At 68.0% G+C, this 26,255-nt stretch carries 19 protein-coding genes; 7 read left to right on the top strand and 12 right to left on the bottom strand.

The window, feature by feature from the left end; translation table 11 throughout:
- Positions 1 to 259 precede the first annotated feature (259 nt).
- Positions 260 to 1,906 carry a 2-isopropylmalate synthase gene (gene leuA / locus HWX09_RS20015; RefSeq protein ID WP_027785477.1) on the top strand — a complete coding sequence of 549 codons (1,647 nt, stop codon included), beginning with the start codon at positions 260 to 262 and terminating at the stop codon, positions 1,904 to 1,906.
- Between the two features lie 142 nt (positions 1,907 to 2,048).
- On the opposite strand, the gene HWX09_RS20010 is transcribed toward leuA, so the two are convergent.
- Together HWX09_RS20010 and pagL are read right to left on the bottom strand one after the other, a co-directional pair.
- On the bottom strand, positions 2,049 to 2,432 hold the full coding sequence (locus HWX09_RS20010) for a nuclear transport factor 2 family protein (protein WP_027785478.1): 384 nt from the start codon (positions 2,430 to 2,432) through the stop codon (positions 2,049 to 2,051).
- Between the two features lie 45 nt (positions 2,433 to 2,477).
- Positions 2,478 to 3,047, bottom strand: a complete 570-nt coding sequence (pagL, locus tag HWX09_RS20005; protein ID WP_027785479.1) for a lipid A 3-O-deacylase PagL — start codon at positions 3,045 to 3,047, stop codon at positions 2,478 to 2,480.
- 359 nt (positions 3,048 to 3,406) lie between these two features.
- On the opposite strand from pagL, the gene rpoH reads away from it, so the two are divergent.
- The 6 genes from rpoH to HWX09_RS19975 all read left to right on the top strand — a co-directional run bounded on the left by rpoH (position 3,407) and on the right by HWX09_RS19975 (position 10,977).
- On the top strand, positions 3,407 to 4,342 hold the full coding sequence (gene rpoH / locus HWX09_RS20000; RefSeq protein ID WP_027785480.1) for an RNA polymerase sigma factor RpoH: 936 nt from the start codon (positions 3,407 to 3,409) through the stop codon (positions 4,340 to 4,342).
- Positions 4,343 to 4,702: 360 nt separating this feature from the next.
- Positions 4,703 to 4,990 carry a cytochrome oxidase putative small subunit CydP gene (gene cydP / locus HWX09_RS19995; RefSeq protein WP_027785481.1) on the top strand — a complete coding sequence of 96 codons (288 nt, stop codon included), beginning with the start codon at positions 4,703 to 4,705 and terminating at the stop codon, positions 4,988 to 4,990.
- Positions 4,980 to 6,560, top strand: a complete 1,581-nt coding sequence (locus HWX09_RS19990) for a cytochrome ubiquinol oxidase subunit I (RefSeq protein ID WP_027785482.1) — start codon at positions 4,980 to 4,982, stop codon at positions 6,558 to 6,560. Before cydP ends, HWX09_RS19990 begins: the two co-directional genes overlap by 11 nt.
- A gap of 31 nt (positions 6,561 to 6,591) precedes the next feature.
- Positions 6,592 to 7,728: a cytochrome d ubiquinol oxidase subunit II gene (gene cydB, locus HWX09_RS19985; protein ID WP_027785483.1), complete on the top strand. Its 1,137-nt coding sequence runs from the start codon at positions 6,592 to 6,594 to the stop codon at positions 7,726 to 7,728.
- 61 nt (positions 7,729 to 7,789) lie between these two features.
- The gene (gene cydX, locus HWX09_RS19980; protein WP_006483737.1) at positions 7,790 to 7,912 is read left to right on the top strand and encodes a cytochrome bd-I oxidase subunit CydX; all 123 of its coding nucleotides are present in this window, start codon (positions 7,790 to 7,792) and stop codon (positions 7,910 to 7,912) included.
- 578 nt (positions 7,913 to 8,490) lie between these two features.
- Positions 8,491 to 10,977 carry a family 20 glycosylhydrolase gene (locus HWX09_RS19975; RefSeq protein WP_027785484.1) on the top strand — a complete coding sequence of 829 codons (2,487 nt, stop codon included), beginning with the start codon at positions 8,491 to 8,493 and terminating at the stop codon, positions 10,975 to 10,977.
- 158 nt (positions 10,978 to 11,135) lie between these two features.
- Here the strand turns inward: HWX09_RS19975 and nagE are convergent, their stop codons facing one another.
- The 10 genes from nagE to HWX09_RS19925 all read right to left on the bottom strand — a co-directional run bounded on the left by nagE (position 11,136) and on the right by HWX09_RS19925 (position 26,236).
- Positions 11,136 to 12,899 (bottom strand): N-acetylglucosamine-specific PTS transporter subunit IIBC, encoded by a 1,764-nt coding sequence (gene nagE, locus HWX09_RS19970; protein WP_027785485.1) that lies wholly within the window; start codon positions 12,897 to 12,899, stop codon positions 11,136 to 11,138.
- A gap of 87 nt (positions 12,900 to 12,986) precedes the next feature.
- The gene (gene ptsP, locus HWX09_RS19965) at positions 12,987 to 15,569 is read right to left on the bottom strand and encodes a phosphoenolpyruvate--protein phosphotransferase (RefSeq protein WP_027785486.1); all 2,583 of its coding nucleotides are present in this window, start codon (positions 15,567 to 15,569) and stop codon (positions 12,987 to 12,989) included.
- A gap of 15 nt (positions 15,570 to 15,584) precedes the next feature.
- The gene (locus HWX09_RS19960; protein ID WP_027785487.1) at positions 15,585 to 16,601 is read right to left on the bottom strand and encodes an SIS domain-containing protein; all 1,017 of its coding nucleotides are present in this window, start codon (positions 16,599 to 16,601) and stop codon (positions 15,585 to 15,587) included.
- Positions 16,594 to 17,697 (bottom strand): N-acetylglucosamine-6-phosphate deacetylase, encoded by a 1,104-nt coding sequence (nagA, locus tag HWX09_RS19955; protein WP_027785488.1) that lies wholly within the window; start codon positions 17,695 to 17,697, stop codon positions 16,594 to 16,596. The genes HWX09_RS19960 and nagA overlap by 8 nt, the downstream gene beginning before the upstream one ends.
- A gap of 115 nt (positions 17,698 to 17,812) precedes the next feature.
- Positions 17,813 to 18,547 (bottom strand): GntR family transcriptional regulator, encoded by a 735-nt coding sequence (locus HWX09_RS19950; protein WP_027785489.1) that lies wholly within the window; start codon positions 18,545 to 18,547, stop codon positions 17,813 to 17,815.
- 307 nt (positions 18,548 to 18,854) lie between these two features.
- A complete protein-coding gene (locus HWX09_RS19945; RefSeq protein WP_027785490.1) occupies positions 18,855 to 22,070 on the bottom strand; it encodes an error-prone DNA polymerase in 3,216 nt (1,071 codons plus the stop codon).
- Positions 22,071 to 22,076: 6 nt separating this feature from the next.
- Positions 22,077 to 23,582 (bottom strand): DNA polymerase Y family protein, encoded by a 1,506-nt coding sequence (locus tag HWX09_RS19940; RefSeq protein ID WP_027785491.1) that lies wholly within the window; start codon positions 23,580 to 23,582, stop codon positions 22,077 to 22,079.
- On the bottom strand, positions 23,515 to 24,222 hold the full coding sequence (gene imuA / locus HWX09_RS19935; RefSeq protein WP_027785492.1) for a translesion DNA synthesis-associated protein ImuA: 708 nt from the start codon (positions 24,220 to 24,222) through the stop codon (positions 23,515 to 23,517). Before imuA ends, HWX09_RS19940 begins: the two co-directional genes overlap by 68 nt.
- 321 nt (positions 24,223 to 24,543) lie before the next feature.
- Positions 24,544 to 25,338: an ABC transporter ATP-binding protein gene (locus HWX09_RS19930; RefSeq protein ID WP_027785493.1), complete on the bottom strand. Its 795-nt coding sequence runs from the start codon at positions 25,336 to 25,338 to the stop codon at positions 24,544 to 24,546.
- A 1-nt stretch (position 25,339) separates the two neighbouring features.
- On the bottom strand, positions 25,340 to 26,236 hold the full coding sequence (locus tag HWX09_RS19925; RefSeq protein WP_027785494.1) for an ABC transporter permease: 897 nt from the start codon (positions 26,234 to 26,236) through the stop codon (positions 25,340 to 25,342).
- Positions 26,237 to 26,255: the final 19 nt, after the last annotated feature.

Raw genomic sequence — 26,255 nt, 5'->3', positions numbered from 1 at the left:
CGCGGCCGCTATCGCTACGACTAGCCTAAGGCTGTCGTAGCGCCGTGTGCTGTCCGCACGGTCCTCCCAGCAGTTCCTCGCAGTACCCCTCTCGCAATTTTTACAACCCGAAGTCGTCAGCATTCGTCCGTCCATCCGTCGGCCGATTCGCGAAGATCATCCGCATCCGCGGCGCCATCGCGCGCCGGGTGCGAGGCAGCGCCAACCGACGCCCCTGCCGCCCGTCTTCGCTCGCGACTTGAGACCCGAGGTCCAGAAGATGATGCGCAATCCGCAAGACAAGTACCGCCCGTTCGAGCCCGTCCGCCTCAATGGCCGCCGCTGGCCGGCCCGCACCATCGAGCGCGCGCCCGTATGGATGAGCACCGACCTGCGCGACGGCAACCAGTCGCTGATCGAGCCGATGAGCATCGAGCAGAAGCTCGAGTTCTTCGAGATGCTGGTCGCAATCGGGTTCAAGGAGATCGAAGTCGGTTTTCCGTCGGCGTCGCAAACCGACTTCGATTTCGTCCGCAAGCTGATCGACGACCAGCGGATTCCCGACGACGTGACGATCGAAGTGCTCGTGCAGTCGCGCGAAGACCTGATCGCGCGCACGTTCGATGCGCTCGAAGGCGTGCCGCGCGCGATCGTGCACCTGTACAACGCGGTCTGCCCGTCGTTCCGCCGCATCGTGTTCGGGATGTCGAAGGACGACGTGAAGGCGCTCGCGATCGACGGCACGCGCGTCATCAAGGCACACGCGGCCGCGCGCCCCGATACGCAGTGGACCTTCCAGTACTCGCCGGAAACCTTCAGCATGACCGAGCTGACGTTCGCGCGCGAGATCTGCGACGCGGTCGCGCAGACGTGGCGTCCGACCCGCGACCACAAGATGATCGTCAACCTGCCGGCCACCGTCGAAGCCGCGAGCCCGAACGTGTTCGCCGACCAGATCGAATGGATGGACCGCAACCTCGCGTATCGCGACAGCATCGTGCTGTCCGTGCATCCGCACAACGATCGCGGCACCGCGGTCGCGGCGGCCGAACTCGCGCTGCTCGCGGGCGCCGACCGCATCGAAGGCTGCCTGTTCGGCAACGGCGAGCGCACCGGCAACGTCGATCTCGTCACGCTCGCGCTGAACCTCTACACGCAGGGCATCGATCCGGGCCTCGACTTCTCCGACATCGACGCGGTGCGCCGCGTCGTCGAACGCTGCAACCAGATTCCCGTGCATCCGCGCCATCCGTACGCGGGCGACCTCGTGTTCACCGCGTTCTCGGGCTCGCACCAGGACGCGATCCGCAAGGGGTTCGCGCAGCAGCGCCCCGACGCGGCGTGGGAGGTCCCGTACCTGCCGATCGACCCGGCCGATCTCGGCCGCAGCTATGACGCGGTGATCCGCGTGAACAGCCAGTCCGGCAAGGGCGGCGCGACGTTCCTGCTCGAACGCGGGATGGGCTTCACGCCGACGCGCCGCGTCCAGATCGAGTTCAGCCATGCGGTGCAGACGCTCGCCGATGCATCGGGCGAGGAAGTGACGGGCGACGCGATCTGCGCGCTGTTCGCGCGTGAATTCTTCGAAACCGACGGCCCGGCCGCACGCCACGGCAGCGGCGCGCGCTGGCAAAACCGCGAGATCGCGACAGCGCCCGCCGCCGAAGCGATGCCCGACGATGCCGTGCGGCATTTCGCCGCGGCATTTGCGGCGGCCGCCGGCGCCGCGATCGACGTCGCGTCGTGCGAACACACGCGCGCCGCGGATGGCCGGATCGCGGTATCGGTCGGCTGCCGGGTCGGCGAGGCGCCGCTGCGGCACGGTGTCGGCATGCATGCCGATGCGGCGAGCGCAGCGCTCGATGCGGTCGTCAGCGCGATCAACCGCTCGGCATGGCACTGCGCGGACCACCGCGCGGCGGCCTGAGCGCCGGGCTTCGATGCAGGTTGAAACGTCAGCGAGCGGTGCGTGACCGCCCGTGCGCCGCGCGATCCGCGCCGCACGAGGCAGCAAAAAGCGGCTCAGAAGGCCGCTTCGGTCGACACATGAAAAGGAGCGCCACCCGCGCTTACGTGTCGGTCGCGCACCGCGTCGCCTGCCACGCGAACAGGCACCAGCGGCCCCGGTCGTGCGTGTGGACGGACGTATAGGCAATCGGGAAGACGAGGCCGCCGTTGTTCGTTTCCATCTCGATCAACGCGCGCCCGGTGACGACGCAGGTCTCGTCGCCGACGGGCAGCACGTCCTGCGACTGGATTTCGATCTGGCGATAGCGGCGGCGGCCGGCGACGATGGCGTCGATGAACTGCTGCTTGGTTTCGCGCTTGCCGTTGGTGTGGACGAAAAACACCTTGTCCGACAACAGCGCGTCGAGCGCCTCGCCGTCGCCGTCCACCATCGCCCGGAATCGATCGCGCTCGAGCGCGCGGATCGCATCGACCACCTTCGCCATCGCCTGACTCCTCGGCAACGCGCCCGCCTTGCACGGGCGTACGGATCAGAAGTTGTACTGCAGGTAGAACTGGTGGAAATTTATACCAGGATTCGGCTCTTTGATACCCGCGTTAGACACATGTTCGAAACGGTAGCCGACCTGATATTGTTGCCGTTGGCCGAACTGCACGCCCACGCCGCCGGTCGGCGCGAACTGGAACGCGGTCGACAGCGAGAAATTGTCCGAGATCGTCGGGTGCGTCAGAAGCCGGACGCCGCCACCCGCCTCGATGAACGGGCGAATCTGCCCGCTGCTCTTGATGAAGCGGAACATCGGCGTCACGCCGAACTCGCCGATGTTGCCGTGGACGTTGCCGCCCGTGTGCCAGTAGCCGGCGTGCCCTTCGACGACGAACGTGAAGTGCCAGCCGCCGATTTCCCACCAGTTCCAGCCCGGATCCCACACCACGCCGATATCGGCCTTGTCGATCCCGCGACGATCCGAAAACCCGCCGCCCGCCTGGATCCCCCATCGATCCGCGAAAGCCGCACCCGATCCGCCCAGAAGAGACGCTGCCAGCATCGCATGCAGCGCGAGCCGGCTGCGGGACCGGCGATTCTTCTTGTTGTTCATCTGACACTCCAACTTTGTGGGTTGAATGGAGCCTGCCGCAACGGCCGGGCCCGAGCGAACTGAATGGTATGGTAAAGGACTTTTCGGATCGGCATCACGAAGCGAAATAGCTTGCTTCCAAAAAGACAAAAATCGAAATCGTCTACCGATTCTCATCAGAAACAACGGCTTACGGAACTCCCCGACGCGGCCCTTGTCGCAGAATAGACTATCGACTCGGCCAATTCGATAGAAAAGCGGGAACTCCGATGCCCCCGCCCGCTCTAAGGAATTAGCACTCGTATTCCGGGAGTGCTAAGATGACCCACGGAATCTCATCCCAGACCGGGGGTTTGTCCCTGATTCCAAAGGAGTTTTTAGTGAGCCACGCCCTGACCCTCCCGAACACCCTGAGCCCGACGCCGGCCAAGGCCGAATCGGCAGGCTCGCTGGCGCTCGCAGCCCAATCGATGTTGCCCGGCCAGCTCGGCAACATCGACGCGTACATCCAGGCCGTCAACCGCATTCCGCTGCTGACCGCCGAGGAGGAACGCCGCTACGCAACCGAATTCCGCGAAAACAACGACCTCGACTCGGCGCGCCGCCTCGTGCTGTCGCACCTGCGTCTCGTCGTGTCGATCGCGCGCAACTATCTCGGCTACGGCCTGCCGCATGGCGACCTGATCCAGGAAGGCAACATCGGCCTGATGAAAGCCGTGAAGCGGTTCGACCCGGCGCAAAACGTGCGCCTGGTGTCGTATGCGATTCACTGGATCAAGGCCGAAATCCACGAGTACATCCTGCGCAACTGGCGCATGGTGAAGGTCGCCACGACGAAGGCGCAGCGCAAGCTGTTCTTCAACCTGCGCAGCCACAAGAAGAGCATGCAGGCGATGACGCCCGAGGAAATCGACGGCCTCGCGCAAGAGCTCAACGTCAAGCGCGAAGAAGTGACCGAGATGGAAACGCGCCTGTCGGGCGGCGACATCGCGCTCGAAGGGCAGGTGGAAGACGGCGAGGAATCGTACGCGCCGATCGCCTACCTGGCCGACTCGCACAACGAGCCGACCGCCGTGCTCGCCGCGCGCCAGCGCGACATGCTGCAGACGGACGGCATCGCGCAGGCGCTCGACGCGCTCGATGCGCGCAGCCGCCGCATCATCGAGGCGCGCTGGCTGCACGTCGACGACGACGGCTCGGGCGGCTCGACGCTGCACGATCTCGCCGCCGAGTTCGGCGTGTCGGCGGAACGCATCCGCCAGATCGAAGCGAGTGCAATGAAAAAGATGCGCACCGCCCTCGCCGAATACGCGTAAATCCCCGGCGAGTCAGAATCGCTTCATCGAAAACCGCTGCCCGACGCAGCGGTTTTTTTCGTCCGTTTTTTCCGCTGCTTTTCACCCGCTTTTCAGCGCGCTTCACGCGCCGTTTCCTCGCCGATCAATTGACCTGATTCATCGGGTATTACGTCATTTGCGGCGCCCTTCCGCATAACCTTGATCTGCCTCAATTTTTACCCCATGTTTCGCGACGGTCTGCCGCAGCGCGGCACTCGGCATCGGAAAGCCGTCCTTTTAAAATTGGCATGTCAGGCGCAAAAGGATTAAAACAGCTTCACGGCCGTCATAAATCCGACGTAAAGTCGCCCCCAATCCGACTTAAATCGATTCAGGATAATCGCCTTGATCTCGATCAATAAAGAGCCCGCACCGCCGCCTCCCCAACGGCCGGCCGGCACGATCGGCTGGCGCGCGCGCATCGCCGCGTGGGCACGCGGACCCACCCTCGGCCGCGACATCACCGTGGTGCTGATCGTCAAGCTGATCCTCCTGATGTCGCTCAAATACGCATTCTTCAATCATCCGCAGGCCGAGCACATGTCGTTGCCGCCTGCCGCCGTGGCCGAGAAGCTGCTCTCGGTGCCGGCGCCTGCACCCTCCGAGGGAGACCACCATGATAAGTAGTGAAGTCGTCGATCTGTCACGTCTGCAGTTCGGCATCACGGCGCTCTACCACTTCCTGTTCGTGCCGCTGACGCTCGGCCTGTCCTGGCTGCTCGTCATCATGGAAGCCGTCTACGTGATGACCGGCAAACAGGTCTACAAGGACATGACCCAGTTCTGGGGCAAGCTGTTCGGGATCAACTTCGCGATGGGCGTGACGACCGGCATCACGCTCGAATTCCAGTTCGGCACGAACTGGTCGTACTACTCGCACTATGTCGGCGACATCTTCGGCGTGCCGCTCGCGGTCGAGGGCCTGATGGCGTTCTTCCTCGAATCGACGTTCGTCGGCCTGTTCTTCTTCGGCTGGAACCGCCTGTCGAAGGTCAAGCACCTGATCGTCACGTTCCTCGTCGCGCTGGGTTCGAACCTGTCGGCTCTGTGGATCCTCGTCGCGAACGGCTGGATGAACAACCCGGTCGGCGCCGAGTTCAACTACCAGACGATGCGCATGGAGATGACGAGCCTGTTCGACGTGCTGTTCAACCCGGTCGCGCAGGTGAAGTTCGTGCACACCGTGTCGGCCGGCTACGTGTCGGCGGCGATGTTCGTGCTCGGCGTGTCGTCGTGGTACCTGCTGAAGAAGCGCGACGTCGACTTCGCGCTGCGCTCGTTCGCGGTCGCGGCCGGCTTCGGCCTCGCCGCCACGCTGTGCGTGATCGTGCTCGGCGACGAATCGGGCTATACGACCGGCGAAGTGCAGAAAATGAAGCTCGCCGCGATCGAATCCGAGTGGGACACGCAGCCGGCGCCCGCGTCGTTCACGCTGATCGGCATCCCGAACCAGGAGCAACAGCGCACCGACTACGCGATCAAGATCCCGTACGCGCTCGGCCTGATCGCGACGCGCTCGATCGACGAACCGGTGATCGGCCTGCGCGATCTCGCGAAGCACAGCGAGGAACACATCCAGAGCGGGATGATCGCGTACGGCGCGCTGCAAAAGCTCAAGCAGGGCGACACGAGCGACGCGACCCGCGCGCTGTTCGACCAGCACAAGCAGTATCTCGGCTACGGGCTGATGCTCAAGCAATTCACGCCGAACGTGACCGACGCCACGCCCGAGCAGATCAAGGCCGCCGCGAAGAAGACGATCCCGCCCGTCGCGCCCGTGTTCTTCTCGTTCCGGATCATGGTGTTCCTCGGCTTCCTGTTCGTCGCGACGTTCGTTGCCGCGTTCTGGTTCTGCGCGCGCCGCCAACTGCTGCAGGACAACCGCCGCTGGTTCCTGCGCTATGCCGTGTGGGCGATCCCGCTGCCGTGGGTCGCAATCGAATTCGGCTGGATCGTCGCCGAGCTCGGCCGCCAGCCGTGGACGATCGCCGGCGTGCTGCCGACGCATCTGTCGGCGTCGAGCCTGCAGCCGAGCGACCTGTACCTGAGTCTCGCCGGCTTCATCCTGTTCTACACCGCGCTGTTCGTCATCGAGATCAAGCTGATGTTCAAGTACGCGCGCCTCGGCCCGTCGTCGCTGCATACCGGCCGCTATCACCACGAACTCGCCGCTGCCGGCGAGCGGGCCGCCGTCTGAGCACGCCCTCGCAACGGAACAAGGAATCGCTATGGACTATGCAACTCTCAAGCTGATCTGGTGGCTGCTCGTCGGCGTGCTGCTGATCGGCTTCGCCGTCACCGACGGCTTCGACATGGGCGCGACCGCGCTGCTGCCGTTCCTCGGCAAGACCGACGAGGAGCGCCGCATCATCGTCAACACCGTCGGCGCGACGTGGGAAGGCAACCAGGTGTGGCTGATCACGGCCGGCGGCGCGATGTTCGCCGCGTGGCCGCTCGTCTACGCGGCGTCGTTCTCCGGCTTCTACTTCGCGATGCTGCTCGTGCTGTTCGCGCTGTTCTTCCGGCCGGTGGGCTTCGACTACCGCAGCAAGCGGCCCGACCCGCGCTGGCGCGCGGGCTGGGACTGGGGCCTGTTCGTCGGCGGCTTCGTGCCGGCGCTGGTGTTCGGCGTCGCGTTCGGCAACCTGCTGCAGGGCGTGCCGTTCAAGTTCGACAGCGACCTGCGCGTGACCTACTACGGCGGCTTCTGGGCGCTGCTGAACCCGTTCGCGCTGCTGTGCGGGCTCGTCAGCCTCACGATGCTCGTCGCGCACGGCGCCGCGTTCATCAAGATGAAGACCGACGGCGCGATCGCGCGCCGTGCGTCGATCGCGCTGCGCGTCGCGTCGTTCCTCGCGGTCGTGCTGTTCGTGCTGGCCGGCGTGCTGGTGGCCGCTTATATCGGCGGCTTCCACATCACCCACGCCGCGCCGACCGATACCGTCGCGAACCCGCTGCTCAAGGACGTCGCCGCCGGTTCGGGCCTGTGGCTCGCGAACTACGGCGAATATCCGTGGATGATCGCGGCGCCCGTCGTCGGGATCGCGGGCGGCGTGCTCGCGCTGCTGCTCGCCGGCTCGAAGCAGGAGAAGACGGCGTTCTTCTGCACGGGCCTGATGATCGTCGGCGTGATTCTGACCGCCGGCTTCTCGATGTTTCCGTTCATCATGCCGTCGTCGCTCGACCCGCGCAGCAGCCTGACCGTATGGGATTCGACGTCGAGCCACATGACGCTGCAGGTGATGCTGTTCGCGGTGATCGTGTTCCTGCCGATCATCCTGATCTACACGAGCTGGGTGTACCGCGTGATGCGCGGCAAGGTCACGCACCAGTCGCTCGAAGAGAACAAGCACTCGATGTATTGACGCATTGAACCGGGCCGGGCGCGCAGGCGCGCTCGCCCACCGTTTCGCAAGGAGTCGGATCATGTGGTATTTCAGCTGGATTCTCGGTATCGGCGTCGCGCTGTCGTTCGGCATCGTCAACGCGATGTGGCTCGAAGCGCGGCAGAAGCCGCAGGAAGCGCCGGTGCGTGCACGCCGCGACTGACGCACCAACGCGCGATACGCGCGCGGCCGATCGCGCCGGCCGCCGCCGTCCGGAAGGAAAGAACCTCGCTTCGCGCGAGGTTTTTTTTCGTCCCGGCCGCGCTGGCAGGCATCGCACGGCGATGCCAATTTAGCGCCAGATTGATACCACTTGAATACCAATAAAAGGTTTCATAAGATCGTTGGACACGGCCGCTGACAGGCCGATTCCTTCTGGGTGGGGGGAGACATGCGAATCCCGTATGTGGCGTGCGCCTGCGCGCCGTGTCGACGTGCGTGTGCCACGGCGCGCGCCGTCGTCGCGCTCGTGCGCGACCGGACGAATGCCGCCGGCTGCCGCCACCTCGCCGGCGTGGCGATTGCCGCGTACCGCCGATGAATCCGCGCCCGGCGCCGCGCCGGTCCGATCGGCACGCATGCCCGCCTCCCGTTCCGTAACGCACGCTCCCGCGTGCCGAATGCGCGCGGGGCACCCGCATCGCCCCGCGTGCTGGTATCTCCCGCAGCTCCACTGAAAGACCCGCTCGCAGCGACGTCGCGTCACGACGTCGCTACGCCCCCTTTTTCTCAGGAGTTCGAATGAAGCTTACCTTGCCCTCCCTCATTGCCGGTCTGCTGATCGCGGCGCTGTCGCCGGCCGCGATCTCGGCGGTGCCGGCGTCGGCCGCCGCTGCCACGAGCGCCGGCACCGCGCAATCGGCCGCCGCCCAGGCGGCCAGTCTCGCGACGCTGCTGTCGAACGGCCTCGCGTTGCGCGTGGCCGTCGACAACAACCACGCGGCCGCGGCCGGCGTGCCGTGCGCCGATCTCGGCGCCGACGGCGCCGCCTGCGCGACCGGCCGCCTGATCCTGCAGAACCGCGGCCACCAGGCGATCGCCGACGGCGGCTGGAAGCTCTACCTGCACAGCATCCGCCGCCTGCTGCGGATCGATCGCCCGGGCTTCGCGCTGCGGCGGCTCACCGGCGACCTGTACGAACTGACGCCGCAGCCGGGCTCGGTGCGGCTCGCGCCCGGCGAGCGCATCGAGCTGCCGTTCGTCGCCGAATACTGGCTGCTGCGCTACAGCGACGTGATTCCGCGCCCGTATGTCGTCGTCGACGGGGCGCCGCCGGCCGTGCTGCGCTACAACGACACCGACAACGAACTGCGCTACGTCGAATCGCTGCCGGCCGACGCGCAGAACAACTCGACCGGCAACGCGCCGCCGGTGGCCGCACGGCCCGATCCGGGCCGCGCGCTGCCGAGCGTGAAGCGCGAACAGCCGCTGCCCGGCACGCTCGAGCTGCGCGGCGTCGAACTCGCGCTGCCCGACCTGCCGGACGCACAGGTCGCGGCGCTGCGCGAGCGCGCGGCGACCCTCGGGCTCGACGGCGCGCGCGTGCCGGTTCGCGGCGCCATCGCGCCGCGCCGGCTGCCGGCCGACATCGCGACACCGGGCGGCTACCGGCTCGCGATCGGGCCGCGCGGCGTGCTGATCGAAGGCTACGATCGCGCGGGCCTCTACTACGGCGTGCAGACGCTCTACTCGCTCGCGCCGGCCGGCGGCGGCCCGATCCCGGCGATGCTCGTCGAGGACGCGCCGCGCTTCACGCATCGCGGCATGCACGTCGACCTCGCGCGCAACTTCAAGCATCCGGCGACGCTGCGCCGCCTGATCGACCAGATGAGCGCGTACAAGCTCAACCGCCTGCACCTGCATCTGTCCGACGACGAAGGCTGGCGCATCGAGATTCCCGGCCTGCCCGAGCTGACCGAGATCGGGGGACGCCGCTGCCACGACCCGAGCGAGACGCGCTGCCTGCTGCCGCAGCTCGGCTCCGGCCCCGACAACCGCTCGGGCGGCGGCTACCTGACGCGCGACGACTACGTGGCGCTGGTTCGCTACGCGGCCGCGCGCTTCGTGCAGATCATCCCCGAGATCGACATGCCCGCGCATGCACGGGCGGCCGTCGTGACGATGGAGGCGCGCTACCGGCGGCTGCATGCGGCCGGCCGCGAGCAGGAAGCGAACGCGTACCGGCTGCTCGACCCGCAGGACACGACGAACCTGACGACGGTGCAGTTCTACGATCGGCGCAGCGACCTGAACCCGTGCGTGCCGGGCGCGCTCAACTTCGCGTCGAAGGTGATCCGCGAGATCGCGGCGATGCACGCGGACGCGCAGGCGCCGCTGCAGACCTGGCACTACGGCGGCGACGAAGCGAAGAACATCTTCCTCGGCGGCGGCTTCCAGCCGCTGAACGGCACCGACCCGAACAAGGGGCGCATCGATCTGGCCGCGCAGGACAAGCCGTGGGCGCGCTCGCCCGCGTGCACGGCGCTGCTCCAGCGCGGCGAGATCAAGTCGATCGACGAACTGCCGACGCGCTTCGCGAAACAGGTGAGCGCGGCGGTCAACGCGAACGGGATCGGCACGATGGCCGCGTGGCAGGACGGCATCAAGCATGCGAACGGGCCGCAGGATTTCAGCACGCGCCACGTGATGGTGTCGCTGTGGGACACGATCTTCTGGGGGGCGTCGGACAGCGCGCGCGACCTGAGCGGCAAGGGCTATCTGACGGTACTCGCGCTGCCCGACTACCTGTACTTCGACTTCCCGTACACGCTCAATCCTCGCGAGCGCGGCTACTACTGGGGCTCGCATGCAACCGACGAGTACAAGGTGTTCTCGTTCGCGCCGGAGAACCTGCCGCAGAACGCCGAAGTGATGGGCGACCGTGACGGCAATCCGTTCGAGGTGACGGGCACGGGCCCCGCGCCGCGCATCGAAGGCATGCAGGGCCAGGCGTGGGGCGAAGTGATGCGCAACGACACCTTCCTCGAATACATGGCCTATCCACGGCTGCTCGCGCTCGCCGAGCGCGCGTGGCACCGGGCCGACTGGGAGCTGCCGTATGCGGCCAGCGTGCGTTTCAAGCGCGGCGACACGCACCACGTCGACATCGCCGCGCTGCAGCGCGACTGGGCCGGCTTCGCGACGCTGCTCACGCAGCGCGAATTGCCGAAGCTCGACCGCGCCGGCGTCGGCTACCGGAAGCCGACCTTCACGCTGACGAATCCGTGAACGGCTGAAGGTATCGGGTAATGCGCGATGCGGGCAAACGCATCGCGCCTCGCCCGCCCCCCAAAAAAAACGGCTTGCGACGCGTGCGTCGCAAGCCGTTTTCGTTTGACCGCCGGCCCGGATCCGCCGCGCGGATCGATCAGGCCGGCTTCACCGCATCACGCCGGTTGTGCGGCCGCCCCGCCGCCCGACGGCGGCAGGCGCGCGCCGAGCTGTTCGGCATAGCGAGCCGCCGCGTTGCCGCAGACGATGTGGAACGTGTCGAGCGACACCCATGCGACGTCGAGCGTGCCGAGACGCTCCTGATCGACCGCCGACGGATCGCGCACGACCACGCGCAGGCGCGTGGTGGCCACCACCTCGAGCGACGCGACGTTGGTCGCCCCGCCGAACACCGCGAGCCAGCGGGCCGGCTCCGGATCGAGCGGGCCGGCGGCCGCGCCCGTGACGGGCTGCGCGGCAGCGCCGGTTGCGGCCGATGCGGCACCGGTCGCGCCGCCGCCGATCGCGGCACGCATCTCGTCGGCGATGATGTCGGCCTCGGGCCCGATGATCACCTGCACGCTGTTGCCGCCGCGCTTGAGCACGCCGCGTGCGCCGATCGACTTCAGTTCCGGCTCCGATACCTTCTCCGGATCGACGACGCTCAGGCGCAGGCGCGTCGTGCACGCGTCGACGACCGACAGGTTGGCCGCCCCGCCGAGCGCGGCGATGTAGCGTTGCGCACGCGGTGCGGCAGCCGTTGCAGCCGCGCCCGGCGCGACGAAGCCGCCCGATGCGTACGACTCCGCGGCTGCATCGGTCGATGCCGGCTCACGGCCCGGCGTGGCCATGTTGAACTTGCGGATGAAGAAGCGGAACAGCCCGTAGTACGCGACGCCGTACGCGATGCCGAGCGGAATCGCGATCCAGCCCTTCGTCGACAGCCCGTAGTTCAGCACGTAGTCGATCGCGCCGGCCGAGAACGTGAAGCCGAGCTTCACGCCGAGGATCTGGCAGATCGCGAGCGACAACCCCGTCAGCACCGCGTGGATCACGTACAGCACCGGCGCGAGGAACATGAAGCTGAACTCGATCGGCTCGGTCACGCCGGTCAGGAACGACGTCAGCGCCATCGAGAACAGCAGGCCGCCGACCATCGCGCGGCGCTCCTTCGGCGCTTCATGCAGCATCGCGAGACACGCCGCCGGCAGGCCGAACATCATGATCGGGAAGAAGCCGGCCATGAAGGTGCCCGCGGTCGGGTCGCCCGCGAAGAAGCGGTGCAGGTCGCCGTGCACGATCTCGCCGCCGGCGGGCGGCGTGAAGTTGCCGAACACGAACCACGCGAGCGAGTTGATGATGTGGTGCAGGCCGGTGACGAGCAGCAGACGGTTCAGGAAGCCGAACACGAACGCACCGATCGCGCCCGCCGTCGTCAGCCACTGGCCGGCCGCATCGATCGCATGCTGGATCGGCTGCCAGACGTACCCGAACGCGATGCCCAGTATCACGCAGACCAGCCCCGTGATGATCGGCACGAACCGCTTGCCGCCGAAGAACGCGAGGTAGTCCGGCAGCTTGATGTCCTTGTAGCGGTTGTACAGCAGGCCCGCGACGACACCCGCGATGATCCCGGACAGCACGCCCATGTTCAGCTTGGGATCGATGTCCTTCATGATCGCGGTTTCGATCAGGTAACCGATCGCGCCCGCGAGCGCCGCCACGCCGTTGTTGTCCTTCGCGAAGCCGACCGCCACGCCGATCGCGAACAGCAGCGGCAGGTTGTCGAAGATCGCGCCGCCGGCGTCGGCGATCATCTTGATGTTGAACACGTCCGGCTGGCCGAGCCGCAGCAGGATGCCGGCGACCGGCAATACCGCGATCGGCAGCATCAGCGCCCGGCCCAGGCCCTGTATTTTCAGAAACGGATTCCCGTTCATTCAGTCCTCCAATCCTTGTCTCGTCATTAATCGTCGTTGAACTACTTGCCTTCGTCGTGAAACCGGTCGCGAACCTGCCGTCGACGCTCAGTCGAGCGGCCAGACCTCGCGGCTTGCTGCCCTTACCGCCTGTGCCGAATCGAGCGCGAGCAGATCCTGCGCGCGCTGACGGCACAACTGGTAATCGAGACGGCGCACACGCGCCTTGATGCCCGGCACCGACACCGGGTCGACCGACAGTTCGGTCACGCCGAGGCCCACCAGGACCGGCACCGCCAGCGGATCGCCGCCGAGCGCGCCGCATACGCCGACCCACTTGCCGTGCTTCGCGGCGCCGCGCACCGCGATGTCGATCAGGCGCAGCACGGCCGGATGCAGGCCGTCGGACTGCGCGGCCAGGTCGGCCTGGCAGCGGTCCATCGCGAGCGTGTACTGGGTCAGGTCGTTGGTGCCGATCGACAGGAAATCCGCGTGCTGCGCGAGCTGGTCGGCCAGCAGCGCGGCCGACGGCACCTCGATCATCACGCCGACCTCGATCGGCTCGGTGCGGCCCTGCGCGCGCGCGAATTCGTCGATGCGCTTTCTCAACCGCACGATCTCGCCCGCGTCGGTCACCATCGGCAGCAGGATGCGCACCGCGCCGAACGGCTTCACCGCGAGCAGGCCCTGCAATTGATCGTCGAGCAGATCGGGGCGCACCTGCGCGAGACGGATGCCGCGCAGGCCGAGCGCCGGGTTCGGTTCGGGCGGCAGCGTCAGGTAGTCGACTTCCTTGTCCGCGCCGACGTCGAGCGTGCGGATGATCGCCGTGCGGCCCTGCAGCGCGTCGATGATCGACTGGTAGCTCTGCTGGTGTTCGACCGCCGTCGGCGCGGCCTGGCGATGGATGAACATCAGCTCGGTGCGCAGCAGGCCGACCGCGTCCGCGCCGTTGTCGACCGCGGTGTTCGCGTCGTCGAGCGTCGCGATGTTCGCGGCGACCTCGATCGCGCGGCCGTCGACCGTCGCGGCCGCCTCGCCGGCCTGTTGCCGGTTCGCCTCGCGCACGCCGTCCAGGCGCTGGCGCTCGTGCCGCGCGCGCTCGACGTCGAGCGCGGTCGGGGCATGTTCGAGCCGGCCCGCGCTCGCATCGACGACGACCTGCGTGCCGTCCGGAATCGCGTACAGCGCATCGCCGACCGCCACCAGCGCCGGAATGCCGAGCTGCCGCGCGATGATCGCCGCGTGCGACGTCGCACCGCCGCGCGCCATCACGAGCGCGGTCACGCGCTCGCGATCGAGCGACGACAGGTCGGACGGCGTAAATTCCTCGGCCGCGAGCACGGCCTCGTCGGGCAGCACACGCGCGGCGCCGTTCGTGTGGCCGAGCGCGCGCAGCACGCGTTTCTCGATGTCGCGCAGGTCGGCCGCGCGTTCGGCGAGCAGCGCGTCGTCGAGCTTCGACAGCGTGTCGATCTGCGTGCGGATCGTCGCGCGCCACGCGAAGCCCGCGCCCTTGCCGAGGCTGATCAGGTCGCGCGCCGCGTCGATCAGCGTCGGATCCTCGAGCAGCACGCGGTGCACCGCGAAAATCCCTGCTTCGCCGACCGCGCCGCGCGCCGAGGCGCTGCGTACCGTTTCGTCGAGTTCGGCGTCGACGGCCTTCAGCGCCTGATCGAGCCGTCGGCTTTCCGTAGCGGGCGTGCCGGATGCCTGCTCGGGCGGCACGATGTCCGCATCGTCGAGACGCACCAGCGCGCCGACCGCGATGCCGGGCGCCGCGCATACGCCCGCGAGCGTGTTCGGATCGATGGGTGCGCCGACGTTGCGTGCGACCGTCCGCGGCGCGGGCGATTTCAGCCGCGCCGGCTGTTCCTCGACTTCGCCGTGCGCTTCGCGCAGCAGCTCGCGCTCGACCGCATCGACGGCCTGTTGCGCGTGCGCGCCGCGGCCGACCAGTTCGACCGTCGCGCCTTCGCCGGCACCGAGGCCGAGCAGGCCGACGACGCTCGCGATCGACGCCTTGCGGCCATCGAACAGCACGTCGACGGCCGCGTCGAACCCGCGCACGGCTTCACGCGCCCGGGCCGCCGGCCGCGCATGCAGGCCGCCAGGCTGCGCGAGCACGATCTCGCGGCGCACTTCGTTGTGCGCGGCCGCGCCGGCCTGCGCCGCCTGCGCGGCGGCCTCGCCCTTGCCGCGCAGCGCGAGCAACGGCGTCTCGCCGGCGGTCGCGAAACCGCTCGCGCGATCGACCACCTCGAACGCGTCGGAATTCGCGATCGCGATCACCGACACGAGCGAATGCGCGTGGCGCGCCACCGTGTCCTGGTCGAACTCGATCAACAGCGCGCCCGCCTCGACGCGCGCGCCGGCTTCGACGTGCGCGATGAAGCCCTGCCCGTTCAGCTCGACGGTGTCGATGCCGATGTGCAGCAGCACTTCCGCGCCTTGCGGCGTCGTGATCGTCACCGCGTGGCCGGTGCGCGCCAAATGCGACACGACGCCCGCGCACGGCGCGACGAGCCGGCCCGCGAGCGGGTCGATGCCGATGCCGTCGCCGAACATCCCGCCGGAGAACACCGGATCGGGCACGTCGGCCAGGGCGACGATCGGCCCCGTCAACGGGCTGAGCAGAACGATCTGATCGGGGGTGGGGCTCTTCAACTGGGATTCCTCGGCGCGTCTCATCGGCTTTCTCGGCTATCAGTGCGTTTCGGTGACTTTGTTCAGGTGGCGCGGCGTGTCGGGATTGCGGCCGCGTGCGACGGCGAGATCCGCCGCCATCACGTAGAACGAAAGAATGGCGGCGATCGGGTCGAGCGCCGAATGGGCGGACTGCGCGAGCGGCAGCACGGTGCCCGATACGCCGGGCGTGCCGGCGGGCGCCGCGAGCAGCACGGCGGCGCCGCGGGCGCGCATGTCCGCGGCGAGCTGCAGCAGGCCGGCCTGCTCGGGCCCGGGCGGCGCGAACACGAGCAGCGGATAGTCGCGGTCGATCAGCTCCATCGGGCCGTGGCGCACTTCGGCGCTCGAGAACGCCTCGGCCTGGATGCCGGACGTTTCCTTCAGCTTCAGCGCGGCTTCCTGCGCGATCGCGAGGCCCAGGCCGCGGCCGATGACGATCATCCGTTCGACGCCCGCGAGCGCCGCGACGGCCTGCGACCAGTCGAGCCGGCCGGCCTGCGCGAGCACGTCGGGCAGGCCGCGCAGCGCGGTGATCAGCGCGGCGTCGCGCTGCCAGTACGCGACGATCTGCGCCGACAGCGACAGCATCGCGATATAGCTCTTCGTCGCGGCGACCGACAGTTCGGGGCCGGCGAGCAGCGGCAACTGATGCTCGCATGCGTCGGCGAGCGGCGACGGCAGGACGTTCACGGCGGCGACGGTTCGTGCGCCGGCTTCGCGCAGTGCGGCCATCGTATTGACGAGATCGGGGCTCTTGCCCGACTGGGAAAACGCGATCGCGAGCTGATCCTGCACCTTCAGCGGCGCCTGCTGCAGCGTCGCGACCGACATCGGCAGCGACGCGACCGGCACGCCGAGGCGGCTCATCGTCAGGCTCGCGAAATAGCTGGCGGCGTGATCCGAGCTGCCGCGCGCGACCGTCAAGGCGACGGCCGGCGGGTGGTCGAGCAACTGGCCGGCGAGCGCTTCGACGCGCGTGGTGTCGGCGATCTGCGCGGCGACGACCTGGGCGGACTCGCGCGCTTCCTTAAGCATATTCGACAATCGATTCTCCTTCGACGTAGGTCGCGGTGAGGTTCAGGTCGCGATCGAATACCGCGAGGTCGGCCCATGCGCCGCGCTCGAGGCGACCGCGATCGGCGACGCCGAGGTAGTCGGCCGCGTAGCGCGACATCCGGTTCGACACGTCGGCGAGCGGCAGGCCGAGCGACACGAGGTTGCGCAGCGCCTGGTCCATCGTCAGCGTGCTGCCGGCGAGCGTGCCGTCGGCGAGCCGCACGCCGCCGAGGCATTTCGTCACGTGCTGGCTGCCGAGCCGGTATTCGCCGTCGGGCATGCCGGTGGCGGACGTGCTGTCGGTCACGACGTACAGGCGCGGGATCGCGCGCAGCGCCGCGCGAATCGCGCCGGGGTGGACGTGCAGCAGGTCGGGAATGATTTCCGCGTATTCGGCATGCGCGAGCGCGGCGCCGACGAGGCCCGGGTTGCGGTGATGCAGCGGCGACATCGCGTTGAACAGGTGCGTGAAGCCGCATGCGCCGTGCTTGAGCGCGGCGACCGCGTCGTCGTAGGTCGCGAGCGAGTGGCCGAGCTGCACGCGCACGCCGCGCGCGGCCATCTCGCCGATGATCTCGATGTGGCCCGCGATTTCCGGCGCGAGCGTGACGACGCGGATCGGCGCGATCGACAGGTACTTCAGCACCTCATCGAGCACGGCCGACACGGCCGCGTCGGGCTGCGCGCCGAGCTTGCCGGGGTTGATGTACGGCCCTTCGAGATGCACGCCGAGCACGCGCGCGCCGCCCGGCGTGCGGGTGCGCGCGACGGTGCCGAGGTTCGCGACGACCTCCATCAGTTCGTCGCGCGGCGCGGTCATCGTCGTCGCGAGCAGGCTCGTCGTGCCGAATTGCGCGTGGGTGCGGACGATCGTTTCGATCGCGTCGCCGCCTTCCATCACGTCGGCGCCGCCGCCGCCGTGCACGTGCAGGTCGATGAAGCCGGGCAGGATGTACGGTGCGTCGTTCGTCGCGGGATCGGCGGGCGTGCCGTCGAGCGTGGTGATGCGGCCGTTCTCGCTATCGAGCGAGCCGTGAATCCAGCCGTCGGGGGTAAGGATGTTGCCAGTCAGCATGACGTTCTCTTGATGATCTGGTGACGCGGGCATCCGCGTCGTGATTTGCCAATTCGTTGCGATTCATCGCGCGCGATTGCGTTCCATCGCGCGTGGTGGCGGGCAGTCTCGCGCGTCAGCGTTTCAGTTCGGCGACGAAGTCGTAATAGTCGTCGCGGCAATACGTTTCGCTCATTTCGATCGCGCGCTGGTCGACGCCGTAGCCGATCCGCGTGATCACCAGCAGGGCCGAGCCCGGCTTCACCGCCATCCATTTCGCGATCGCGTGCGTCGCGTTCGCCGCGCGAAAGTGCTGCAGCGCGCGCACGACGGTCGTGCCGCGCGCCTCGAGGTATTCGTACAGCGACGCGCCGAGCACCTGCGGATCGGGCACCACCGCGGCGGGCAGCGTCGAATGCTCGACGGCCATCACGATGCCGTCCGCGCGGCGCAGCCGTTCGAGCCGCGCCACCGTCGCGCCCGGTGCGAGGCCGAGATGCGTGATCTCGTCGCGGCTCGCGGCGCGCAGCGTGCGCGACAGCCACACCGAATCGGGCACGAAGCCGCGCTGCCGCATCTTCGCGGTGAAGCCGACGAGATGCGACAGCGGATCGGCGACCCGCGGCGTGATGAAGCTGCCCGCGCCGCGCACCCGCTTGATCAGCCCCTGCTCCACCAGCAGCGCGAGCGCACGACGCGCGGTGATCCGCGACACGCCGATCGACACCGACAGCAGCCGCTCCGACGGCAGCGCCTCGCCGGCCCGCCACGCGCCTGCGTGGATCGCGCTCGCCAGCTTGCGGGCGAGCTGCAGATAGAGCGGCGTGTCGTCGAGGGGGTCGGGCGCCAGTTCGGACCAGCCGGTTTCCATGTGCCTCCGCGTGTCGGACGACGATCACGGACCGTCGAAAGTGAACGCATTATATAACCACCATAATACCAGTCAACGAACTGGTATTAGCGTCGTGGAAATCGCCGAAAGCCTTGTGCGGCAAGCGTTTTAGTGCCGGCAAAGCCTTTGTTTACAACGCAGTGCGGGATAGGGATTTACCCGAGGTGGTATGCAAGGGGACGGTTCCAGTGCGCGATTCAGCCGGGTTTCGGGTGTGGATATGAGACCGAAATAGAACCAGTTGAGCCAACTGGTATGCATCGCCGGGCGGCATGCGTCGGTGGAGTCAGTGAAATTCCCGGCTCGACGTACGCAGGCCACCAAGCAGCGGCGTCAGATCCTCGAAATGCTGCGCGACGAGGTGCCTCACGTCGCTCACGACCTGCCACACACCTGACGCCGCGAGCAGCCGCGAATCGAGTGTTTCACGACGCTGCCGCGCGAGCAGTTCGGGCCGGACGATCACGTTCACGCAGCCGGTTTCGTCCTCGAGCGTCATGAACATCACGCCTTTCGCAGTGCCCGGCATCTGTCGAGCGGTCACAAGCCCGCAGGCGCGCGCGAGCCGGCCGTCGGCGCGGTCGTGCAGCTCTGCCGCGGACGACAGCCGCCGCGCGCGCAGCGCGGTCCGCAGCAGCGCGACCGGATGGCGGTTCAGCGTAAGGCCGGTGGTGTCGTAATCGGCGAGGATCTCGTCGGCTTCGGACGGCGCGCCGAGCGCGGGCTTGTCCGGTTCGTCGATCGGCGCGGCGGCGAGCAGGTCGCGCTCCGGCGCGGCGGCGACGGCCTGCCATAGCGCATCGCGGCGATGACCGGCGAGCGTCGCGAGTGCATTCGCGGCGGCGAGCGCTTCGAGGTCGCGGCGTTCGAGTTGCGCGCGGCGGGCAAGTTCGTCGACATTCATGAATGGGCCAGCTACGCGCGCGGCTTCGATCCGGCGCGCGGCGGCTTCGCCGAAGCCACTTACGAGCGACAGACCGAGCCGCACAGCCGGCTGACCGTGTGGAGGTGGCTGGCCGGGCAGCGCTTCGAGCGATGCTTCCCAACCGCTTTGCGTCACGTCGATCGGCAGGACCTGCACGCCGTGGCGCTTTGCATCCTGCACAAGTTGCGACGGCGGATAGAAACCCATCGGTTGGCTGTTCAGCAGCGCGGCGAGAAAAATCGCCGGTTCGTGGCATTTGAGCCAGCTGCTCGCATAGGCCAGTTTCGCGAAACTGGCCGCGTGGCTCTCGGGGAAGCCGTATTCGCCGAAGCCCTTGATCTGCTCGAAGATCTGTTCGGCGAATTCGCGCGTGTAGTTCCGCTCGAGCATCCCGTCGACGATCTTGTTGTAATACTTCTCGAGGTTGCCCTTGCGTTTCCACGCGGCCATCGCCCGGCGCAGGTCGTCGGCCTCGCCGGGCGTGAATCCGGCGGCGACGATCGCAATCTGCATCACCTGCTCCTGGAAGATCGGCACGCCGAGCGTGCGTTCGAGCACTTCCTTGAGCGCGTCGCTCGGGTACGTGACCTCGCCCTTTTCTTCGCCTGCCATGATCCTGCGCCGTTTCAGATACGGATGCACCGCGCCGCCCTGGATCGGGCCGGGCCGCACGATCGATACCTGAACCACCAGATCGTAATAGTCGCGCGGCCGCAAGCGCGGCAGCATCGACATCTGCGCGCGCGATTCGATCTGGAACACGCCGACCGTATCGGCGCGGCAGATCATGTCGTAGGTCGCTTCGTCATCCTGCGGGATGTGCTTCAGCGTGAACGGCTTGCCGTCCTTCGCTGGGCCGCGCCACGCGGTGCGCAGGTCGAACGCGCGATGCAGCGCCGACAGCATGCCGAGCGCGAGCACGTCGACCTTCATCAGCCCGAGCGCTTCGAGGTCGTCCTTGTCCCACTGGATCACGCGCCGCCCGTCCATCGCCGCGTTCTCGACCGGCACGAGCCGCGTGAGCTTGCCGCGGCTGATCACGAAGCCGCCGGAGTGCTGCGACAGATGGCGCGGAAAGTTGAGCAGACGCGCGGCGAGTTCGGCCCATGCCTGAATGATCGGCGTGCCGGGATCGAGATCGACCGACGCGAATTGCTTCAGCAGATCGCGGCTGCCGTCGAACCAGCGGTGCCCTTTCGCGACGCGATCGATCAGCATCGGGTCGACACCGAGCGCCTTGCCGGTTTCGCGCAGCACGCCACGCGGACGATACGTCGAGACGGCAGCCGCGAGCGCGGCGCGATCGTGTCCGTATTTTTTGTAGATGTGCTGAATCACTTCTTCCCGACGCTGATGCTCGAAGTCGACGTCGATATCCGGCGGCTCGCCGCGCTCCACGCTGATGAAGCGCTCGAACAGCATCGTGCTCTGGTCGGGATTGACTTCGGTGATGCCGAGGCAATAACAGACCACCGAGTTCGCAGCCGAGCCTCGCCCTTGGCACAAGATGTTCTGGCTGCGCGCATATTTGACGATGTCGTAGACGGTCAGGAAGAACGGCTCGTATTTCAGTTTCTCGATCAGGGCAAGCTCATATCGAATCTGCTTCGCCACTTTCGCCGGTACACCATTCCAATAGCGTCGGGCTACACCTGCCCACGTCTCCTGCTTCAGGTAACTGGTCGGCGTGTGTCCGCGCGGCACGAGTTCGAGGGGATATTCATACTTCAGATCGGCGAGTTCGAAATTGCATGCATCGAGCATCGCACACGTCTCCGCGATCTCCACCGCCGAAAACAACTTCGCGATCCGCCCGCGCGAACGCAGATGCTGTTCCGCGTTCGGTGCGAGCGCATGGCCGCATTCAGAGACCGGCATCCCAACGCGGATCGCCGTCATCACGTCCTGCAGCGGCTTGCACGAGCGCCGGTGCATCGTCACGTCGCCCAGCGCGACGACGCGCACGCCGCGTCGCTCGCCGGCCTCGCGAATCTCGTCACGCTGCACACCATCCAGCGCGCGCTGCAATTGCACGAGCCCGAGCCGCGCCCGCTCGCCGAACGTCGCGCGGAACCACGCGACCTGCGCATCGAGCACATTCGCGCGAACGGGATACGCCGGCACGAGAATCGCGAAGCAATCGGGCATGCCGCGCAAGTGTGCGAATTCTGCCGGCGGCGCCGACAGCATTCGCGGCGTCAGCGTGTACGTCCCCTTAGGTGCCGCCATCCGCCGCCACGAAATCAGCTCGGAAAGATTGCCGTACCCCTCGCGGTTCTGCGCGAGCAGCACGAGCCCGAACGCACCGGGGCCCGGATCGTGGCCGGGCGCGACGTCATCCGGCGTGACGTCGAAGTACGATCCGATGACGAGCGGCAATTCTTTCGCCTTCGCCGCGACATGCATGCGCGGCGCACCCGCGAGCGAGCATTCGTCGGTGATCGCGATCCCGCGATAGCCGAGTTCCGCCGCACGCTCGATCAGTTCCTCCGCATGCGACGCGCCATGCAGGAACGAGAAATTCGAGCGGCAGAACAACTCCGCGTAATCGGGCAGCCCGCTGAAATCCGCAACCATCTTCGTTCACCCGAACAGGCCGTGCAGGAACCAGTGTGGTTCGGACTCGCTTCCCGCTCGCTCCCTGAACACCCAATAGCACGCACCGGCTTCGTCCTGCGCGACGTGGTAATCGCGCGCAGCGAGCTGACCGTCGAACCACCCTGCCTCGATCCGCTCCGGCGACGACATCATCCGCAGCGGCGTATGAAATACCGGCCGCTCGCCGCGCATCAGCAACGGCAGCGGTTCGGCAAGCAGCCACGCGGGACGCGGCGGCACGGCCGGCGGGCCACCTGCCGACTTGCCCGCTTGCGTATCGAGCGGCAGCCAGCGGTTCGCAACCTCGGGCCGGTAATCGGCGACAGGCGCCGCGTGCAATACATTCTCCGCACCGAGCCGCGCGACCAGCAGCTCGAACAACCGCTCGCGGGTTTCCCGCGTACCGCCCGGCTCGGGAAAGAGATCGTCGGCCGGCGGCGCGACCGATTCGACGCGCGTGGCCTTCAGACGCACCGCGATCACCGCGGCCGGCAACTCGACGCGTGCGAGCCGCTCGCCGAGCAGCCGCATGAAATGCACCTCGTCGCGCACGGGTGCGGCGAACGCGAGCTCCAGTGGCGTCGGCGGCACGGCCTGTCGGCCGCGCTCGTGCTCGAGATCGAACGTCATCGCGGCCAGCGATAGTTGCCGCGCGGCCAGCCAGCCGCATAGCTGCACGACGAGCCGCCGCGCGGCGAACAGCACGGCCTCCGCGTATTCGACACGCTCCGGCAATTCGAGCCGCACATCGAACACGGGCGGCACCGCCATCCATGCGAGCGGCTCGACCGCGTCGCCGTACGCGCGATCTAGCGCGGCCAGCAGCGCGGGACCGCAGCGCCGCTGCAGCCCCGCGCGCGGCAGGCGGCGCAGATCGGCGAGCGTGCGACAGCCAAGGCCGTCGAACCAGCCCGCATACGGACGCGCATCGGGCAACAGCACGCACGGCAGCCCGTCGAGCGTGCGGACGAACGAGGCCTGGCGCGCGACGCGGCGCCGGATCCGCGCACGAGCCGATACGCGTGCCAGCAGCCATGCGCCGCACCCGGTCGGTGCGGCGGACAGGCGCGCGGCATAGCCGAGCGCCGCAAGCGTTGCGCGCACCTGGCGGCACAGCGACGGCAGGCCGCCGAACAGCCGCAGGCTCGGGCCGACGTCGACGATGAGCGTGGCTTCGCTGTCGAGCGCGACGCACGGCGAAAAGCGCAGCAGCGCGAGCGCGACCGCGCGCAGCGCATCGGCTTCGCGTGCGGGATCGCGTTCGACGAGTTGCGTGTCGGGCGCGAGCGTGAGCACGCCGCCGCGCTTCATGCCCGCGCGCACGCCCTGCCGGCGCGCGGCCGCATCGGCGATCAGCACGACACCCTGTTCGAGCACCGCGCAGCCTGCGTCGTCAGCTTCACCTGCGTCGCCCGCGCTGCCGTCAGACGGCGGCGGGGCGCACACGTCGAGCGGCAGGCGCGGCAGATGGATGCCGAGCAAGACGCGCATAGCGGCTCTCCACGATGGGTGACGGCAAATCGAGCACGAGCGGCTCTCCGCGCGCGGGCCCGCGACGCTTGACGATGTCGAGCGACACGCCGCCCGGCACCGGATACAGCGCGACGCGCAGCACGGCCGGCGACGGCTGCCGCGCGGCCGACAGCGACCGCAGCATCACGAACAGCGTATCGCCGGTGCGCGCGGCCGCGAGATGCAGGCGCCGCAGCGCATCGGGCCGCGCGTCCTGCCAGAGCAGCAGCGCGCCGCAGCAGCCGGTCTTGAGCGCCTGCTCGGCGGCCCACAGCGCATCGGTGCGGCTTCCCGCGCGCAACCACAGCAGCGCGTCGGCCGGCACGCCGAGACTGGCGAGCGCGGTGGCATGCGGCGACTGCGGCGGGGCGACGAGCGCGAGCGGCCGCCGTGCGCTGACGCTGTGGGCGAGCGCGGGCGCGAGCAGCCGCATCTCGCCGCAGCCCGGCTGCGCGGCCAGCAGTTCGACGAGGCCGCCGACCGGCCAGCCGCCGCCCGGCAGTTCGGCGGACAGCGATGCGAAACCCGTGTCGATCGTGCGCGGACCGCCGCGCGCAAGCTGCGAGCCGCGCCACAGCGACGGATGAAGGGTTTCGGGGGACAGGGATGACGCGGACATCATGCGACTCGATGCTGTATGGATATACAGTATAGAGGATCGCGCCGGGCGCTGTCAGGTCTCAACAAAAAGGGACATGCAGATCGTCGGGAAGGCCCGGGAGGGCCGGAACGCACGCGTCCGCCGCCGCGGAATCGAAGGTCGTGCCGACATGACGGAACGGCCCCATTCCGCATACGAAAACGGACCGCTCGACCGACGCGAAACCTGCGCGCCGGCCGGGGCGGCCCGAGCAGCCGTCCGGTCGATCAGCCCGGATCAGCCAGAATCCAGCGAAAGCAGCCGGGAACACCCGAGAGACCCAGCCGAAAGCAGCCCAAATCACCCCAGCAACAACGCGTCGTCGTCGAGCTGCTCGTGCCGCACCTTCTCGAACATCTGCAGCAAGTCCGGCACGTCGAGTCCCTTGCGCGCGTCGCCCGCCACGTCGAGCACGACCTGCCCCTGGTGCAGCATCACCGTGCGGTCGCCGTAGTCGAGCGCCTGCCGCATGCTGTGCGTGACCATCATCGTCGTCAGCTTGCTGTCGGCGACGATGCGCGCGGTCAGCTCCAGTACGAACGCGGCCGTCTTCGGGTCGAGCGCGGCCGTGTGCTCGTCGAGCAGCAGGATGCGCGACGGCCGCAGCGATGCCATCAGCAGGCTCACGGCCTGCCGCTGCCCGCCCGACAGCAGCCCGATCCGGTCGGTCAGCCGGTTTTCCAGCCCGAGGTTCAGGAGCCGCAGCTTGTCGCGGAACAGCTCGCGCGACGGGCGATCGAGCGCGGCCCGGAAACCGCGCCGCACGCCGCGCGCCATCGCGAGCGCCATGTTCTCCTCGATCGTCAGCGCCTCGCAGGTGCCGGCCATCGGATCCTGGAACACGCGCGCGACGAGGTGCGCACGGTCCCACGCGGCCTTGCGCGTCACATCCGTGCCGTCGATCGCGATACGCCCCGAATCGACGCGCTGATCGCCGCTGACCGCATTGAGGAAAGTCGACTTGCCGGCGCCGTTCGAGCCGATCACCGCGACGAACTGGCCGTCGGGAATCTCGAGCGACAGCCCGCGCAGCGCGCGTGTCTCGATCGGCGTGCCGGGATTGAACGTGAGTTTCAGGTCTTGTGCGGACAGCATGTCATGCCCCTCCGTTCTTGCGCGCGAACAGCTTCTTGCGCGTCGCCGGCAGCACCAGCGCGATCGTGACGAGCGCGGCCGTCACGAGGTTCAGGTCCTGCGCCTTCAGGCCGATGAATTCGCTGTTCAGCGCGAGCGCGATGAAGAAGCGGTAGACGATCGCGCCGAGCACGACGGCGAGCGTCGTCAGCACCAGCCGGCGCGCGGGCAGCAGCGTCTCGCCGATGATCACCGCGGCCAGCCCGATCACGATCGTGCCGATCCCCATCGAGATGTCGGCGCCGCCCTGCGTCTGCGCGAACAGGGCGCCCGCGAGCGCGACGAGCGCGTTCGACAGCGCCATCCCGGCGAGCGTCGCGCGGCCGGTCGCGATGCCTTGCGCACGCGCCATCCGCGGATTCGCGCCGGTCGCGCGCATCGCGAGGCCGAGCTGCGACGAGAAGAACCAGTCGAGGCCGAGCTTCGCGATCACGACGACGATCGCGAGCAGCGCCGGGCGCAGCACGTAATCGGGCATCCAGTCGGGCTGCAGCATGGTGAACAGCGTCGGCTCGGTGATCAGCGGCACGTTCGGCCGGCCCATGATCCGCAGGTTCACCGAGTAGAGCGCGATCATCATCAGGATACTGGCGAGCAGATCCATGATCTTCAGGCGCACGTTCAGCCAGCCTGTGACGAAGCCGGCCAGCGCGCCCGCGACGATCGCGAGCAGCGTCGCGGAAACCGGGTCGTAGCCGGCCGAGATCAGCGTCGCGGCGACGGCGCCGCCGAGCGGAAAGCTGCCGTCGACGGTGAGGTCGGGGAAGTTGAGGATGCGAAACGAGATCAGCACCCCGAGGGCGACGAGGCTGAAGATCAGGCCGATCTCCAGCGCGCCCAGAAACGAGAACAGAGACATGATGGGGAAATCCTGTTGC

Source organism: Burkholderia sp. BCC1208 (genome assembly GCF_902833095.1).
Taxonomy (GTDB): Bacteria; Pseudomonadota; Gammaproteobacteria; order Burkholderiales; family Burkholderiaceae; genus Burkholderia.
The sequence above is the reverse complement of the archived record's forward strand: the minus strand, read 5'-3'. Positions and strand labels throughout refer to the sequence as shown.

What these genes read in the sequence shown, in the direction of transcription:
- leuA (WP_027785477.1), top strand. Translation starts at nt 260, where the DNA reads ATGATGCGCAATCCGCAAGACAAGTACCGCCCGTTCGAGCCCGTCCGC.
- HWX09_RS20010 (WP_027785478.1), bottom strand. Translation starts at nt 2,432, where the DNA reads ATGGCGAAGGTGGTCGATGCGATCCGCGCGCTCGAGCGCGATCGATTC.
- pagL (WP_027785479.1), bottom strand. Translation starts at nt 3,047, where the DNA reads ATGAACAACAAGAAGAATCGCCGGTCCCGCAGCCGGCTCGCGCTGCAT.
- HWX09_RS19990 (WP_027785482.1), top strand. Translation starts at nt 4,980, where the DNA reads ATGATAAGTAGTGAAGTCGTCGATCTGTCACGTCTGCAGTTCGGCATC.
- cydB (WP_027785483.1), top strand. Translation starts at nt 6,592, where the DNA reads ATGGACTATGCAACTCTCAAGCTGATCTGGTGGCTGCTCGTCGGCGTG.
- cydX (WP_006483737.1), top strand. Translation starts at nt 7,790, where the DNA reads ATGTGGTATTTCAGCTGGATTCTCGGTATCGGCGTCGCGCTGTCGTTC.
- HWX09_RS19975 (WP_027785484.1), top strand. Translation starts at nt 8,491, where the DNA reads ATGAAGCTTACCTTGCCCTCCCTCATTGCCGGTCTGCTGATCGCGGCG.
- nagE (WP_027785485.1), bottom strand. Translation starts at nt 12,899, where the DNA reads ATGAACGGGAATCCGTTTCTGAAAATACAGGGCCTGGGCCGGGCGCTG.
- ptsP (WP_027785486.1), bottom strand. Translation starts at nt 15,569, where the DNA reads ATGAGACGCGCCGAGGAATCCCAGTTGAAGAGCCCCACCCCCGATCAG.
- HWX09_RS19960 (WP_027785487.1), bottom strand. Translation starts at nt 16,601, where the DNA reads ATGCTTAAGGAAGCGCGCGAGTCCGCCCAGGTCGTCGCCGCGCAGATC.
- nagA (WP_027785488.1), bottom strand. Translation starts at nt 17,697, where the DNA reads ATGCTGACTGGCAACATCCTTACCCCCGACGGCTGGATTCACGGCTCG.
- HWX09_RS19950 (WP_027785489.1), bottom strand. Translation starts at nt 18,547, where the DNA reads ATGGAAACCGGCTGGTCCGAACTGGCGCCCGACCCCCTCGACGACACG.
- HWX09_RS19945 (WP_027785490.1), bottom strand. Translation starts at nt 22,070, where the DNA reads ATGGTTGCGGATTTCAGCGGGCTGCCCGATTACGCGGAGTTGTTCTGC.
- HWX09_RS19940 (WP_027785491.1), bottom strand. Translation starts at nt 23,582, where the DNA reads ATGCGCGTCTTGCTCGGCATCCATCTGCCGCGCCTGCCGCTCGACGTG.
- imuA (WP_027785492.1), bottom strand. Translation starts at nt 24,222, where the DNA reads ATGTCCGCGTCATCCCTGTCCCCCGAAACCCTTCATCCGTCGCTGTGG.
- HWX09_RS19930 (WP_027785493.1), bottom strand. Translation starts at nt 25,338, where the DNA reads ATGCTGTCCGCACAAGACCTGAAACTCACGTTCAATCCCGGCACGCCG.
- HWX09_RS19925 (WP_027785494.1), bottom strand. Translation starts at nt 26,236, where the DNA reads ATGTCTCTGTTCTCGTTTCTGGGCGCGCTGGAGATCGGCCTGATCTTC.